13 protein-coding genes are annotated in these 15,283 nt (G+C 58.8%); 8 read left to right on the top strand and 5 right to left on the bottom strand.

The genetic code is table 11. From position 1 onward, the window contains the following. The first annotated feature begins 411 nt into the window (after nt 1–411). The 5 genes from HA46_RS03890 (at nt 412) to HA46_RS03870 (ending at nt 5,773) form a co-directional block, all read left to right on the top strand. The gene (locus HA46_RS03890) at nt 412–1,125 is read left to right on the top strand and encodes a gluconate 2-dehydrogenase subunit 3 family protein (RefSeq protein ID WP_033792682.1); all 714 of its coding nucleotides are present in this window, start codon (nt 412–414) and stop codon (nt 1,123–1,125) included. 32 nt (nt 1,126–1,157) lie between these two features. Further along, complete coding sequence (locus HA46_RS03885; RefSeq protein ID WP_033792681.1) at nt 1,158–2,930, top strand: GMC family oxidoreductase; 1,773 nt, start codon at nt 1,158–1,160, stop codon at nt 2,928–2,930. Nucleotide 2,931: 1 nt separating this feature from the next. After that, a complete protein-coding gene (locus HA46_RS03880) occupies nt 2,932–4,242 on the top strand; it encodes a c-type cytochrome (protein ID WP_084882232.1) in 1,311 nt (436 codons plus the stop codon). A gap of 129 nt (nt 4,243–4,371) precedes the next feature. After that, nucleotides 4,372–5,034, top strand: coding sequence for an SDR family oxidoreductase (locus HA46_RS03875; protein ID WP_033792679.1), 663 nt, complete (start codon nt 4,372–4,374; stop codon nt 5,032–5,034). Nucleotides 5,035–5,113: 79 nt separating this feature from the next. Continuing rightward, entirely contained in the window at nt 5,114–5,773 is a 660-nt protein-coding gene (locus HA46_RS03870) for an epoxyqueuosine reductase QueH (protein ID WP_033792678.1), read from the top strand. A gap of 52 nt (nt 5,774–5,825) precedes the next feature. Here the strand turns inward: HA46_RS03870 and HA46_RS03865 are convergent, their stop codons facing one another. Beyond that, complete coding sequence (locus tag HA46_RS03865; protein WP_084268197.1) at nt 5,826–6,317, bottom strand: helix-turn-helix domain-containing protein; 492 nt, start codon at nt 6,315–6,317, stop codon at nt 5,826–5,828. Between the two features lie 414 nt (nt 6,318–6,731). On the opposite strand from HA46_RS03865, the gene HA46_RS03860 reads away from it, so the two are divergent. Further along, complete coding sequence (locus HA46_RS03860; protein ID WP_084882231.1) at nt 6,732–7,754, top strand: alpha/beta fold hydrolase; 1,023 nt, start codon at nt 6,732–6,734, stop codon at nt 7,752–7,754. Nucleotides 7,755–7,811: 57 nt separating this feature from the next. Here the strand turns inward: HA46_RS03860 and hemB are convergent, their stop codons facing one another. From hemB to HA46_RS03840, 4 genes are all read right to left on the bottom strand, one after another. After that, nucleotides 7,812–8,789: a porphobilinogen synthase gene (gene hemB / locus HA46_RS03855; protein ID WP_048783308.1), complete on the bottom strand. Its 978-nt coding sequence runs from the start codon at nt 8,787–8,789 to the stop codon at nt 7,812–7,814. Nucleotides 8,790–8,904: 115 nt separating this feature from the next. Then, complete coding sequence (proP, locus tag HA46_RS03850; protein ID WP_033753283.1) at nt 8,905–10,410, bottom strand: glycine betaine/L-proline transporter ProP; 1,506 nt, start codon at nt 10,408–10,410, stop codon at nt 8,905–8,907. 373 nt (nt 10,411–10,783) lie between these two features. Further along, the gene (locus tag HA46_RS03845; protein WP_084882230.1) at nt 10,784–11,740 is read right to left on the bottom strand and encodes a D-2-hydroxyacid dehydrogenase family protein; all 957 of its coding nucleotides are present in this window, start codon (nt 11,738–11,740) and stop codon (nt 10,784–10,786) included. Beyond that, complete coding sequence (locus HA46_RS03840; RefSeq protein ID WP_084882229.1) at nt 11,718–13,322, bottom strand: EAL domain-containing protein; 1,605 nt, start codon at nt 13,320–13,322, stop codon at nt 11,718–11,720. Before HA46_RS03840 ends, HA46_RS03845 begins: the two co-directional genes overlap by 23 nt. Nucleotides 13,323–13,558: 236 nt before the next feature. Here HA46_RS03840 and HA46_RS03835 point away from each other — a divergent pair, with 236 nt between their 5' ends. Together HA46_RS03835 and HA46_RS03830 are read left to right on the top strand one after the other, a co-directional pair. Then, complete coding sequence (locus tag HA46_RS03835; protein WP_084882228.1) at nt 13,559–14,323, top strand: class II aldolase/adducin family protein; 765 nt, start codon at nt 13,559–13,561, stop codon at nt 14,321–14,323. A gap of 9 nt (nt 14,324–14,332) precedes the next feature. Beyond that, the gene (locus HA46_RS03830; protein WP_084882227.1) at nt 14,333–15,280 is read left to right on the top strand and encodes an ABC transporter substrate-binding protein; all 948 of its coding nucleotides are present in this window, start codon (nt 14,333–14,335) and stop codon (nt 15,278–15,280) included. Nucleotides 15,281–15,283 lie beyond the last annotated feature (3 nt).

Genomic DNA, 15,283 nt, shown 5'->3' with positions numbered 1-15,283 from the left:
AAATGCAGCAAATAAAGCGTGGAGACTAACGTCACGATCGTTATTTCGGCAGTCATTCACCATGCATTTTTATAATGCTGCTGGTAATGTGGGATCTAAATTTATGAAAAATAGGTGTTTGCCGGGAATTATGATGGCTTCCCATCAACGCTGCGCTTTCCGAAAGTAGGTTAAAAATTTATGATTATTTTGTTGTTAATTGATGGATAGCGATTTTTAGTATTAACAATCATCCTCTGAGCGGAACAGTGCTTTCCGCCGCTAAGCAGGACTCATAATAAAAAATAACGCTGTCGCCAGATAAAAGGCGCGCAGGAGATAACTATGCCCGAAATAGTCTGGCTGGCATGGTTTTCTCTCCGTTAAATAAGCGAATGCAGTTAATGTGATCAATTTCTTGGCAGGGAAAATATGAAACGCAGAGAGTTTCTCACCTCCGTGGCTGCCCTGGGCGTGGCGTCGTCGCTGCCCATCGCAAAAGCTGAAACCGTCCAGGGCGGTCAACCCTGGGAACCCGGAAAAATCAATACGCCGCCGGCGCCGCGCAGAGGCGGCCTGCAATACTTGACGCAGCACGAGTTCGACACCGTCGGCGCTATCGCCGAACGCTTTATTCCCGCCGACGCGCTGAGCATCAGCGGCAAAGAGGCGGGCTGCGCTATTTTTATCGATCGCCAGCTGGCGGGCGACTACGGCAGCGCGGCGGCGGTCTATCGACTGGGCCGCTTTGTGAAAGGCACGCCTGAGCAGGGCCCCCAATCGCCGCTGACGCCCGCTCAGCGCTACCGACAGGGGCTCGCCGCGCTTGATGCCTACACGAACAAAAAATTCAGTCAAACCTTTGTGGCGCTGAGCGGCGACCAGCAGGATGAACTGCTGCGCCGAATGGAGGCGAACCAGCTCGATCTGGGACCGGACGTAGAGACCAAAGTCTTCTTCGAATTGCTGCTGCAAAACGTGCGGGAAGGCTTTTTGTCCGATCCCCTCTACGGCGGCAACAAGGAGATGGCGAGTTGGAAAATGATCGGTTTTCCCGGCGCGCGCTACGACTTCCGCGACCTGATTGGTAAAAAAGGGAAGAAGCTCAACATCATCCCAACTAGCCTGATCGACAACACCCTTTGACTCTTCAGTCTGACTGAGCAGTGAGTTAACACATGCAAAATATTCGTCCAAAAGCTGACGCCGTGATCGTCGGCCTGGGTTGGTGCGGCTCGTTAATTGCCGAAGAGCTGACGCGCGCCGGCCTGAATGTGGTCGCCATCGAACGCGGCCCCTGGTTTGAAACCGCCACCGATTTTCCGCCCTCTATCGACACCGACGAGCTGCGCTGGGATACCCGCCGCAGCATGCTTCTGCCGCCTGCGGTGGAGACCACCACCTTCCGTAACCATCGCTCGGAAACCGCGCTGCCGACGCGCGAATGGAACCTGAACGAGCTGGGGTATAACGTCGGCGGCTCCGGCACGCACTGGGCCGGTATGGCCTGGCGCTTTACGCCGTGGGATTTCCAGCCTTACACCCAGACGGTCGCGCGCTATGGCAAAGAGAAGATCGCTAAGGGCGTGATCCTGCAGGACTGGGGCGTGACCTACGACGAGCTGGAGCCGTTTTACGATCGCTTCGAGAAGATCGCCGGCGTCTCCGGCAAGGCGGGCAGACTCAACGGCGAAATCGTGCCTGACGGCAATCCCTTCGAAGGCAACCGCAGCAGCGACTATCCGCTGCCGCCCCTGGAGAGCACGCGGCTGACCGACCTGTTTCGCGACGCGGCAAAATCTCTTGGCCAGCATCCTTTTATGGTGCCCGCCGGGCAAACTTCGCGCGCCTATGTGAACCCGCTTGGCGTGCGCATGGGGCCTTGCACCTATTGCGGCTACTGTCTCTACTACGGCTGCGGCAACTTCTCCAAATCCAGCCCGAACGCCTGCGTGATCCCGGCATTGATGCAGCGTGAGAACTTTACCGTGCTGACCGATTCCGCCGTGGTGCGCGTAAATAAGGCGGAAGACGGCAAAACCGCCACCGGCGTCACCTATATCGACAAGAACAAGAAAGAGTGGGTACAGCCTGCCGATATCGTGATTCTGTCGGCGTTTCAGATGCAGAACGTGCGCCTGCTGCTGCTGTCGAAAATCGGCCAGCCTTACGATCCGGAAAGCAAAACCGGCACGGTAGGGCGCGCTTATAGCTTCCAGACCGTCTCCGGCGCCAGCCTCTTTTTCGAAGATGAATATCTTAATCAGTTCATCGGCGCTGGCGCGCTCTCCCAGCAGGTAGACGACTGGAACGGCGATAACTTCGACCACAGCGACAAAGATTTTATCGGCGGCGCCGGGATTCTGGTGGTGGCGCGCGGCGCGCGTCCTATCGGCAACGCCGATGCGCTGCCGCCGGGCACGCCGCGCTGGGGCAAAGCGTGGAAAAAGGCGTATACCCACGCTTTCCAGAACGCCACCTTCATTTTCGGCCAGGGCACCAGCTTCTCGCACGAAGATTACTACCTCGATCTCGACCCGGAATACAAAGACGATAACGGCAATCCGCTGCTGCGCGTCACTTTCGACTACAACGAAAACGACCGCCGTTCGGCGAAGTTTATCGAAGAGAAGAGCGTCGAGATCGGTAAGGCGATGGGGGCGAAAACCGTTATCGGCACCAACTCGGCGGCGGGCAAATATTCGCCCTACAACTTCGCCAGCGACCACACCATCGGCGGGGCGGTGATGGGCGTCGATCCGAAAACCAGCGTGCTTAACCGCTATCAGCAGAGCTGGGATATGCACAACCTGTTTGTGCTTGGCGCCTCCTCTTTTCCCAACAATGCAGGCTACAACCCAACCGGCACCATTGGCGCGCTCAGCCTCTGGACGGCGAAGGCGATTATCGATCGCTACCTGAAAAATCCCGGCCCACTGGTAAAGGTGTGATATGAAAAAAACAACCCTTGCAGGCGGCGCGGCGGTGATCGCCGGCGTTATCGCCGCAGGTTTGCTGTGGCAAAACGGCGATACCTCTGCCGATGACGTGGCGGATAACCAGACGCTGACCAGCCAGCCGCCAGCGGCGGCGGATGCCGCGGCGGTGGCGCGCGGAAGATATGTCGCGATAGCGGGCGACTGCGTGGCGTGCCATACCGCGCCGGGCAGCAAAGAGGCCTTCGCGGGCGGCTACTCCATCAGTACGCCGTTCGGCGGCATTTTCGCCAGCAACATTACGCCGGATAAAGAGACGGGCATCGGCAGCTGGACCGAACGCGACTTCTATCGCGCGGTGCGGCACGGCAAAGGCAAAGAGGGCGAACATCTCTATCCGGCGATGCCCTACAACGCCTACGTGAAGGTCAGCGACCAGGATATGCATGACCTGTGGATGTACATGCGCTCGGTAAAACCGGTGCGCTACAGGGTGCCGGAGACCAATCTGGGTTTCCCGTATAATATCCGTCTGGCGATGATGGGCTGGAACCTGCTTTTCTTCCGCAACAGCGGCTTTGAGAGCGATCCGGACAAGTCCGCCGAGTTCAATCGCGGCGCCTATCTGGTAGAGGGGCTGGAGCACTGCGGCGCCTGCCATACGCCGAAAAACCTGCTCGGCGGCGACACCGGCGATTATTTGCAGGGCAGCAATCTCAGCGAGTGGCACGCGCCGGACCTGACGTCGAACCGCGATGTGGGCATCGGAAGCTGGAGCAGCGCGCAGATCATGGACTATCTGAAGCTGGGCAGCAATCACGTCGCGGTAGCGTCCGGCCCGATGGCGGAAGCGGTCACCAACTCGACGCAGCATCTGAGCGACGCCGATCTGCGCGCCATCGCGACCTATTTGAAAGCGCAGCCCGCCTCTGCGACGCAGCTGCCGCCGCCGCAGGCCCGCGACAGCGCGCAGATGAAAACGGGCGAGAATGTCTATAGCGCCAACTGCAGCGCCTGCCACAACAGCGACGGCAAAGGGATCCCGAACCTGGCCGCCAGCCTGGCGAACAACCCGGGGCTGCTGGCTGACGACGCCTCCTCCATCATCACCACGGTGCTGCAGGGCGGCCGCGGCGCGGTCACGCAGGGCAATCCCACCAGCGGCGCGATGCCGAGTTTCGCCTGGAAGCTGACGGACGAACAGGTGGCGGCGGTATCGACCTATATCCGCAACAGCTGGGGCAACGCCGCGACGCCGGTGAAGGCCGACGAAGTCGCAGGCAAGCGCAAGCTGCTGAAGCTGCCGGAGCAGATGGCGGCGCACTAAACAGATAAGGCGGCGCATGCCGCCTTTTTTACACCCCGTGCTCTCACTGCGGCTAATTTCTTCTCTCGCCTTCTGATCCGCTCGTCAGGCTATAAGCTGTTTAAGTCACTTCATCAGAGAGGAACGGATATGGCAGGCAAAGCATTAGTTATCGGCGCCTCGCGCGGCATCGGTCTGGCGGTGGTCAGGGCGCTGGCGGCCAAGGGCTGGCAGGTCACGGCCACCTGGCGCAGCAGCGCGCCGGAGGCGGAGGCCCAGTGGCACGCGCTGGATATGACTCATCAGGAGGAGGTGCGTCAGCTGGCGGCGCGGCTTAAAGACGAAACCTTCGATGCGATCCTGATCAACGCCGGCATTTCCGGCCCGTCGCATCAGAACCTGCTGCAGAGCAGCGACGAAGAGCTGGCGCAGCTGTTTTTGACCAACGCCATCGCGCCGGTGCGCAGCGCGGAAGCTCTGCTGCCGCTGCTGGCGAAGCAGAACGGCGTCATCGGCTTCACCACCTCTATTCTCGGGAGCCTGAACGAGAACGACACGGCGGCGATGCCGATCTACTCCGCCAGCAAGTCGGCGCTTAATATGCTGAGCCGCGCGCTGCTGCCGCAGATTAACCAGCATAACGCGACGCTGCTGTCGCTGCATCCGGGCTGGGTGAAAACCGATATGGGCGGCGACTCCGCGCCGGTCACGGTCGAGCAGAGCGGCGAAGGACTGGTGCAGCAGCTGGAGGCTTATCGCGGACGCGGCGGCCATCACTACGTGGACTATGCCGGGCAGCTTTTGCAGTGGTAGAACAGGGCGCGGCAGCGCCTTTTTTGCATCTGCATCGGCGAAACACTACACTCGCGGCATAGTCTGACAAGGAGTTAGTATGTCTCAGTCCCTTCAGCGTAAGCCGCTGCCGCTGCCTGGCGGCCATAACAAAGTCCTGCTGCACTCATGCTGCGCGCCCTGTTCGGGCGAGGTCATGGAGGCGATGCTGGCATCCGGCATCGATTACACCATTTTCTTCTATAACCCTAATATCCATCCGCTGAAAGAGTACGAGCTGCGCAAAGAGGAGAATATCCGCTTCGCTGAGCAATTCGGCGTGCCCTTTGTCGACGCGGACTACGATCGCGATAACTGGTTCGAGCGTGCAAAAGGCATGGAGTGGGAGCCGGAGCGCGGCGAGCGCTGCACCATGTGTTTCGACATGCGTTTCGAGCGGACCGCGCTCTATGCCCATGAACATGGCTTTCCCGTGATCACCAGTTCGCTTGGCATCTCTCGCTGGAAGAACATGCAGCAGATCAACGACTGCGGCGTGCGCGCCGCAAATCGCTATCCCGATATGATCTACTGGGATTTCAACTGGCGTAAAGGCGGCGGATCGGCGCGCATGATCGAAATCAGCAAGCGCGAGCGTTTCTATCAGCAAGAGTATTGCGGCTGTATCTATTCGCTGCGCGACAGCAATCGTCATCGCGTGGCCAGCGGGCGTGAACGCATTAAGATCGGCGTGCAATATTATACGCCGGACGAAGAATAGAGAAATAAAGGGCGCGGCAGTCGCCCTTTATTTTCTGCGGTAACGGCAGAAGTTAGCGCAGGTCATTACAGGCCTCGGCGGTGTCGATATTGCGAATATCCAGACGCGAAGCGGTAAAGCGTTTCTGGTTGTTGACGGCGGGCTGCGCCTGTCGGCAAAGCTCGCAGGGATTAATATTGCCCTCCAGCAGCGCCTGCGTTTCTGGATCTAACTGGCGTTTACGACAGACGTAAGGCGTACAGCCCATCACCTGCTTAAAAGAGCGCGTAAAAGACTGCTGGCTTTCGAAATGGTATTTCATCGCCAGCGTAATAATCGGCGTATTGCTGCTTTTCAGCGTATGCACGCAGGCCGCCAGCTTTCGCTTGCGAATATAGCGCGCCAGCGTCTCGTTGCGGCAGCGGGCGAACAGCTTCTGCAGATACCATTTGGAATAGCCTGATTTCTCAGCAATATCATCAATGCTGAGCCGCTGATCGAGATGGTTGTTAATCCACTCGGTAAGGCTATCAATCACTTCTTCATTATATTTTTTCTCACGCATAATCCACCTCATCAAACAGTTCCGCATAGTGTAGGGATTTTAATATTTGCTATGCCTGGCTTGAGTAAAGAAGTATCAGAAAATGCATGTTTATTTTTTTGCAAGAGGCTAGAAATATGGAATTTTTATCAAAAAGAGCGGGGTGTTGATTTTTAGTTGTAAAAAATAAATAAAAGCAATAAATAAACGTAACTTATTTTCCCTCGCTGCGCCGGAAATATTTAGAGTTTCTGCAATATTTATCGCGCGAATTGATCGGCGCAGGCATCTATTGCGCTGCTGGTCGACAGGAAAAATGATACAGGGCCCGCTACGCTTCTTTTACAAAAATCACTAACATGACACAGCGCAACAATACGAGCCTGCTGCGCGCGTGTCACACTGCCGCTCTTTTGCTCTTATGGAGATCATCGCATGCGTCCGACCTCTGGCCTGAAAAAACCGCTCCTTGCCTTACTCGCCTCGATAACGCTGTTTAGCGCGGTACCCGCTTTAGCCGCTACGACCTATGGCGAGCATCTGGAAGGCTTTCACTATCCTTTCCCGCTTCAGCGCTTTGACTTTTCCTCTCAGCAGCAGCCGCTCAGCATGGGTTATATGGATGTGAAACCGACAAACAACGCCAACGGTCAGACCGTGGTGCTGTTGCACGGCAAGAATTTCTGCGGCGCGACCTGGGAAGAGAGCATCCGCGCCCTGAGCCAGGCGGGCTATCGCGTCGTCGCGCCCGATCAGATCGGCTTTTGCAGCGCCAGTAAACCCGATAATTATCAGTACAGCTTCCAGCAGCTGGCGGACAACACGCATCAGCTGCTGGCGCATCTCGGTATAAAGAAAGCGGTGATTGTCGGCCACTCTACCGGCGGCATGCTCGCCACGCGCTATGCGCTGATGTATCCCGCCGAGACGCAGCAGCTGGTGCTGGTGAACCCGATCGGACTGGAGGACTGGAAAGCCAAAGGCGCGCCCTGGCGCAGCGTGGATCAGTGGTATCAGCGCGAGCTGAAGCTCGACGCGGCAGGCATCAAAAAGTATGAGCAGCACACCTACTACAGCGGCCAGTGGAAGCCGGAGTATGACAAATGGGTCGATATGCTGGCGGGCCTGAACGCCGGTCCTGGACACAAGAAGGTGGCGTGGAACTCGGCGCTGATCTACGACATGATTTTTACCCAGCCGGTATTTTACGAGTTCGGCGATCTGAACGTGCCGACCACGCTGATGATCGGCACCGCCGATACTACCGCGATCGGCAGCGATATCGCCTCGCCGGAGGTGAAAGCGAAGCTGGGTCACTATGAGGTGCTGGGCAAAGAAGCGGCGAAGCGCATTCCCGGCGCGCGCCTGATTGAGTTCCCGGGCATGGGGCATGCGCCGCAGATGGAGTCGCCGGCCAAATTCAATCAGACGCTGATCGAGGCGTTGGCACAGCGCTAACGGCGCAGAGGCTAAAAGCTATCCTGCCGTCGTTGCGGCGGCAGGATGCTGCGGCGATCAGAGGATTTTCTGTTCTGCCAGATCGAGAGCGAAGTAGCTGAAAATCAGGTCGGCGCCGGCGCGTTTGATCGCACCCAGGCTTTCCAGCACGACGTTACGCTCGTCGATCGCGCCCGCCTGAGCGGCGAATTTGATCATCGCATATTCGCCGCTGACCTGGTACGCCGCCAGCGGCAGCTCCGTGCGGTCGCGGATTTCGCGCAGCACGTCGAGGTAGGCGCCGGCCGGTTTCACCATCAGCGAATCCGCGCCTTCGGCCGCGTCGATCAGCGACTCGCGAATCGCTTCGCGGCGGTTCATCGGATTCATTTGATAGGTTTTGCGGTCGCCTTTCAGGGCGGTGCCGGCCGCTTCGCGGAACGGGCCGTAGAAGGAGGAGGCGAACTTGGTGGAGTAGGACATGATGGCGGTCTGAGTAAAGCCCGCCGCGTCCAGCGCCTGGCGGATCGCCTTGACCTGGCCGTCCATCGCCGCCGACGGCGCGATAAAGTCCGCGCCCGCCGCCGCCGCGACTACCGCCTGTTTGCCGAGATTGATTAGGGTCGCATCGTTGTCGACGCCGTGATCGCACAGCACGCCGCAGTGGCCGTGGCTGGTGTATTCGCAGAAGCAGGTATCGGACATGACGATCATTTCCGGCACCGTCTCTTTGCAGATGCGCGACATGCGCGCCACCAGGCCATTTTCATTCCAGGCATCGCTGCCGGTGGCGTCGGTGTGGTGCGAGATGCCGAAGGTCATCACCGAGCGGATGCCCGCTTTGGCGATGCGCTCGATCTCATAGGCGAGACGCTTTTCCGGAATGCGCATCACGCCCGGCATCGCTTCAATCGCTTTGTAGTCGTCAACGCCTTCCTCAACGAAAATCGGCAGCGCCAGATCGTTCAGGCTGAGGGAGGTTTCCTGGAAGAGTTCACGCATCGCCGGGCTGGAGCGCAGCCTTCTTGGACGCTGGATCAGAGAAAAGTCAGACATATTCATTCTTACGCAGGTGAAAAAAGTAGCGCTAGTCTACTCCTTTTAACGCGCGAGAATGAAGATTGTGTGCGGCGTAAAAAAAAAGCCCGCCGAGCGGCGGGCTTTAAACAGATTACTCGTTGATGTCGGGATGCTGCTGCACCAGATTCTTACGCTTCGCCTCAAGACGGGCGATCTCCTCATCGATATCTTCGATCTTCTGCTCGATGTTGTCGTGATGCTCCTGCAGGATTTCACGCGCTTCGTCGAGATCGGATGCGGCAGGCGTCGCGCCGCGCAGCGGTTTGTTCGCCGTCTCTTTCATGTAGATGCCGGTAATCAAACCGATCACCGCCACCACCATCAGGTAGTAGGCGGGCATATAGAGGTTATTGGTGGTTTCCACCAGCCAGGCGGCAAGCGTCGGGGTCAGACCGGCAATCAGCACCGAGATGTTAAAGGCGCTCGCCAGCGCGCTGTAGCGGATATGCGTCGGAAACATCGCCGGCAGCGAGGACGCCATCACGCCGGTAAAGGCGTTGAGGATCACCGCCATCAGCAGCAGACCGGCGAAAATCAGCCCCAGCACGCCGCTGTTGATCAGCATAAAGGCCGGAATAGCGAAGATCAGCAGGGCAATACTGCCAATGATTACGAACGGACGACGGCCGAAGCGGTCGCTGAGCATCCCCATCACCGGCTGTACGAACAGCATGCCGAGCATAATGGCGATGATGATTAATACGCCGTGATCTTCCGAGTAGTGCAGGTTATGCGACAGATAGCTCGGCATGTAAGTCAGCAGCATGTAGTAGGTGACGTTGGTGGCGATCACCAGACCGATACAGGCAAGCAGGCTTTTCCAGTGCTTAGTGGCGATCTCTTTGAACGACACTTTCGGGCCGTCGCGTAGACCTTCGCGGTCGCCTTGCTCCAGCTTCTCAACGTGCTGCTGGAAAGCCGGCGTCTCTTCCAGCGCGTGGCGCAGGTAAAGACCGATAATGCCGAGCGGCAGCGCAAGGAAGAACGGCAGGCGCCAGCCCCATTCCATAAATTTCGCTTCGCCGATAATCGCCGAGATCAGCACCACAATGCCCGCGCCGAGCACGAAGCCGGCGATAGAGCCGAAGTCGAGCCAGCTGCCCATAAAGCCGCGCTTGCGGTCGGGCGAATATTCGGCGACGAAGATCGAGGCGCCGGTATACTCGCCGCCCACCGAGAAGCCCTGCGCCATCTTGGCGAGCAGCAGCAGAATCGGCGCCCAGATGCCAATCGAGGCGTAGGAGGGGATCAAGCCGATACAGAAGGTACTGATCGACATAATCACAATGGTGATGGAGAGAATCTTCTGGCGACCGTACTTATCGCCCAGCATACCGAAGAAGAGGCCGCCCAGTGGGCGAATAAGGAAAGGAACTGAGAAGGTACCGAGCGCCGCAATCATCTGCACGCCGGGTGACGCGTCGGGGAAAAAGACTTTACCCAGCGCATAGGCGACAAAGCCGTACACGCCGAAATCAAACCACTCCATCGCGTTGCCCAGCGACGCTGCCGTAATGGCTTTGCGCAAGCGGGCGTCATCGATAATCGTGACGTCATCCAGCCCAATAGGTTTGACACGCTTCCTACGTAATTTCATAGATTTACCCTGTAATAGCACATGAAAGTCCTCAAGGTCGCGAACCGGTTGAACGATGCAGTCCGCGGCATTGAGAAAATTTAAGCATAGCCGTTCGGCAGAATTTTCCACTGGCTACAGAGCGCAATAATTAGTGTTGAAATTATTGCGACAAGTGGCAGAGTATACCGTTTTTCACTGATATTTGTCATGTTTGGTCTGATAGTGGCCTTTTTTGCCGACGATAGCAGATTGAAATGCCGCCTGAAAAGGCGTTAAAAAGCAGCTTAACGCCGCTAATTTTTGCAAAAGTTTGCGGCGCTTAGCGCAAAGAGATGAAAAGTTCGCGGCGGCGCTTCGGTTAACCTGCCCGTGTTGGCGTCAGAAGGCGGCTTTAAAGCAGCGATCGCAGCGGCTGGCGCTGCAGCCAGGCGGCGATATCCTCGACCGCCTGGGTGAAATAGCGCCGGTAGTTGCTGTCGGCGACATAGCCGAGATGGGGCGTGGCCAGCACGTTCGGCAGCTGCCGCAGCGGATGATCGGCAGGCAGCGGTTCGACCTCGAACACATCCAGCGCGGCACCCGCCAGCTGGCCGGTGCGCAGGGCGGCGAGCATCGCCTGTTGATCCACCAGGCCCGCGCGCGCGGTGTTTACCAGCAGCGCGCCTGGCTTCATCTGCGCCAGCGCGGCGGCGTCGAGCAGATGACGCGTGCGCGCGCTTAACACCAGATGAAGCGACACGATATCGCTCGCCGCCAGCAGCGCCGGAAGCGACGGCATCAGCGTCGCGCCGCACGCCGCAGCGCGCTCGGCGGTAAGGTTTTGGCTCCAGGCACAAACCCGCATGCCGAACGCCTGCGCCACTTTCGCCATACCGCCGCCGATTTTGCCCAGGCCGATCAGCCCCAGAGTTTTGCCTTCCAGCCCTATGCCGAGATGCTGCTGCCAGGGGCCGCCGCTGCGCAGCGCCTGATTCTCCGGCACGATATGACGCGCCAGCGCCAGCAGCAAACCCCAGGTCAACTCCAGCGGCGGCGCGCTGCTGCTCTCGGTGCCGCATACCGCGATACCGCGCGCCCGGCAGGCGTCCAGATCGATGGCGGCATTGCGCATGCCGGAGGTCACAATAAGCTTCAGCCGCGGCAGGCGCGCCAGACGGGCGGCGGTGAGCGGAGTGCGCTCGCGCATCGCCACGATAATATCGCTGTCGGCCAGCGCGGCGATCAGCGCGTCGTCGTCGGCGACAGGCTGATGGAGCGATCGGGTTTGTACGGCGGGCTGCAGTGACGCCCAGTCAGCCAGCGACAGGGCGACGTTCTGGTAGTCGTCAAGAAGGGTGCAGTTGAGCATCGTCAGCGTCCTCTGTGTGCATCGGCTGATGCGCATGCTCTGCGAGCCAGGCGATGAACGCGTGGTTATTCAGGGGCAAAGCATAATAGTAGCCCTGAATAAAGGTCACGCCGCGCTGGCGCAGGTAGAGGTACTGCATTTTTGTTTCCACCCCTTCGCCCAGCACCTCCAGCTTCAGCTTATGGCTGAGGGCGATAATCGCATCCAGCACCGGCGTTTCGCCCGACAGCGATTCGATGGCGTTGATAAAGCCGCGATCTATTTTCAGGTAGTCCAGCGAGAAAGTTTGCAGATAGCTGAGCGAGCAGTGCCCGGTGCCGAAATCATCGATCGCCACCTTCATCCCGTCGGCGCGCAGGCGATCGAGTTTTCTCGCCACATCTTCGCCGTCTTTAATCAGGCTGCGTTCGGTCAGTTCCAGGGTGATTTGCAGCGACGTTCGCTTAATTCTATCGGCGAAGTTAAGCATATCTTCCACGAAGTCTGGATGTTGCAGATGCTCCGCGGCGACGTTGATACCGATATGAAAGCCCGGCTCGACCTGCCACTGCTGAACATCTTCGGCGATCAGGTCGAGCAGATGACGCGTCAGCGGCACAATCATGCCCTCCGCTTCAGCGGCGGTGATAAAGATATCGGGCCGAACCGCGTCGCCGTTCGGCAGCGTCCAGCGCAGCAATGCTTCGGCACCGGAACAGGTCTGAGTATGGTTGTTATAAACCGGCTGGTAGTAGACCGAAAAGCGGCGCGCGTTAATGGCGCGGCGGATCTCATCGCGCCAGGAGATACGACGCTGCAACCAGTTGGCGGTCAGCACCATCAGCAGAATAGAGAGGATGGCCGTCATCGGCAGGAAAATAAAGGTCACCTGGCGCCAGGCGTGCATGATCTCCGCGCCGGGCGTTTCGATGGTTACGCTGATGGGATAGCGGCGCGATTGCGCCTGATAAAGCTGGGCGCTGAACAGGCTGGCGTGGGGCGGCGTCGACTTGCCCATGGAAATCGGCGCGCCGTCGCTAAAGCGCATACTAAACCGATAGCCGCGCGTTTCGCCGATAGCGCTCATAAAGTCCATCAAATACTGGCCGTCAATAATCGCCCAAAAGCCCTCATCATCCGCCAGCTGCCGCACGAAAATAACCGCCGGACGCTGCGGGACGCCAGCCGTGCCGGCAATAGAGAGACTCCACCAGGCCTTGCCGGTAACCGGCGGCGCACGCAGCATCATCTCGCTTAACGTGCCGGGATTCATGCCGTAGGCCGAGGAGCAGGTGATTTTCACCCCTTCCAGCTTGCCGATAGCACGGAAATAGGCGTTGAGGTTGCCGGCGCGCTGTAGTTCGTCTTCGAATTTGCTGCAGGGCTGGTAGTGAAAACGGCGTAGCCAGGTGATCATATCCCAGGCGCTGTCGCTCATTTTTTCCGCCTGCGAGAGCAGGGTATTGGCGGCGTTGATCTGCTGCTGCTGGACGGTGTGCCGCGCGTCAATAGCCGTGAACAGGATGCCGAGCAGCAAGGGAAGCACCCCGGACAAGATAATAATGATTCTTGCGTAGTCGCGTTTTCGTTTTAACGGCGGCACCGCTAATTCCTCTGAATGTTAAAGCGTCTGTGAGGAGGTGCGAATTTAATCAGCGCAGCATAGCACGCCCTCAGGGCGTGCAGGGTAGCGTTTTGCTCAGGCTGGCGGGTGATGCAGATCAAGTATCGGCTGCACTTTGCGTTTATTGACATTGTTTTGCCGCTTTTGGCATTTCCCTGAGGGGAAAACGCTGTGTAACAGTGACACCAAAGTGAACAGCGTAAAAAGAGGCGTCTATGAGTACCGCAACCCTGGCATCTTCTTCTCTTCAACAGCGTATTTCCGATGCGGAATGGCAGGCGCGCGTCAGGCTGACGCAGGCCTATCATCTGGCGGCGAAGCTGCGCTGGACCGACCATATTTACACCCACTTCTCGCTGCGCGTGCCGGGCGATCGGCCGCACTTCCTGATTAATGCATACGGTCAGACTTTTGACGAGATCCAGCCGGAAACCCTGGTGAAGATCGATATCGACGGCAATATCGTCGACGATCCTACCGGGCTCGGGATCAACCCGGCCGGTTTCGTGATCCACAGCGCCATTCATCGCGCCCGTCCGGATGCGCATGCGGTGCTGCATACCCATACGGCGGCGGGCATCGGCGTGTCGGCGCAAAAGGGCGGGCTGCTGATGATTTCGCAGCACAGCACGCGTTTTCATCAGCGCGTCGGCTACCACGACTACGAAGGGATCGCGCTCGATCTCGACGAGCAGCAGCGCATCGTCAAGGATCTCGGCAGCCTGAACGCGCTGATCCTGCGCAATCATGGTCTGCTGACCGCTGGCGGCAGCATCGAAGAAGCCTTTTATAACCTCTATTATCTCGAGCGCGCCTGCCAGGCGCAGCTGGCCGCGCAGTCGGGCGGCGCAGAGCTGATTATTCTGCCGGACGCGGTGTCGGAAAAGGCGGCGCAGGCGTTCGATACCAGCATTCGCAACAAAAAGTATCAGCTGCACTGGGATGCCTATATTCGCCAGCTTAACCGCAACGCCCTGTAAGGAGCCGTGATGAACAGACTTAAAGCATTTGCGGCGGCCCTGCTGCTGAGCGCCAGCGGCATGGCGCAGGCGGCGCCCGATCTCAGCGGGGTCACGCTGGTGCTGGGCGACCAGGCGCGCAATCTGCGTTCGCTGGTAGAGGCCTCCGGCGTGCTGAAGGATGCGCCCTGGCGCTATCGCTGGGCTAACTTTCAGGGGGCGGCGCCGCTGTTCGAAGCGCAGCGCGCCGGCGCGGTCGATACCTCTTACGCGGGCGATCTGCCGGTGCTGATGGCGGCGTCCGGCGGCGTGCCGCTGAAAATCATCGCCACCAACGTCGGCGACGCCGGGTCGAACGGGCTGATCGTGCCCGCTGATTCGCCGGTGCACAGCGTAAAGGATCTGGCGGGCAAGGAGGTCGTGGTCTCCTCGGCGCGCGGCAGCATCTCGCAACATCTGCTCTATGAGGCGCTGGACGAAGCACAGGTGCCGCGCGACAGCGTGCCGGTGCGCTTTGTGCTGCCGACCGACGCCAGCGCCGCCTTTAATTCCGGGCAGATTGGCGCCTGGGCGACCTTCGATCCCTATCTCGGCATCGCCGAGCAGCACGGCGCGCGGCTGCTGCGCGACGGCAAAGGGCTGACCACCGCGCTGTCGTTTGTCACCGCTACCCAGCAGTCGCTGGACGATCCCGGCAAACGTGCGGCTATCGCCGATTTCGCCCAGCGGCTGGCGAAAGCGCGCGCCTGGGCGCTGGCCCATAAAGAGGAGTACAACCAGGTGTATGCGCAGCTGACGCGCCTGCCGCCGGCCGACGCGGAAAAGATCACCGCACGCATTTCCCACGGTATTCGCGCCATCACGCCCGAAGATATTGAAAAGGTGCAGAAGGTGTCGGATCTCTTCAGCGAGCTGAAAATTCTGCCGAATAAGGTGGATGTGGTGGCGATTACCGACCGGAGTCTGTTTCCGCAGTAACAG

The sequence above is a fragment of the Pantoea septica genome, assembly GCF_002095575.1.
Classification (GTDB): Bacteria; Pseudomonadota; Gammaproteobacteria; order Enterobacterales; family Enterobacteriaceae; genus Pantoea; species Pantoea septica.
This window is presented reverse-complemented; position numbering and strand designations above follow the sequence as displayed.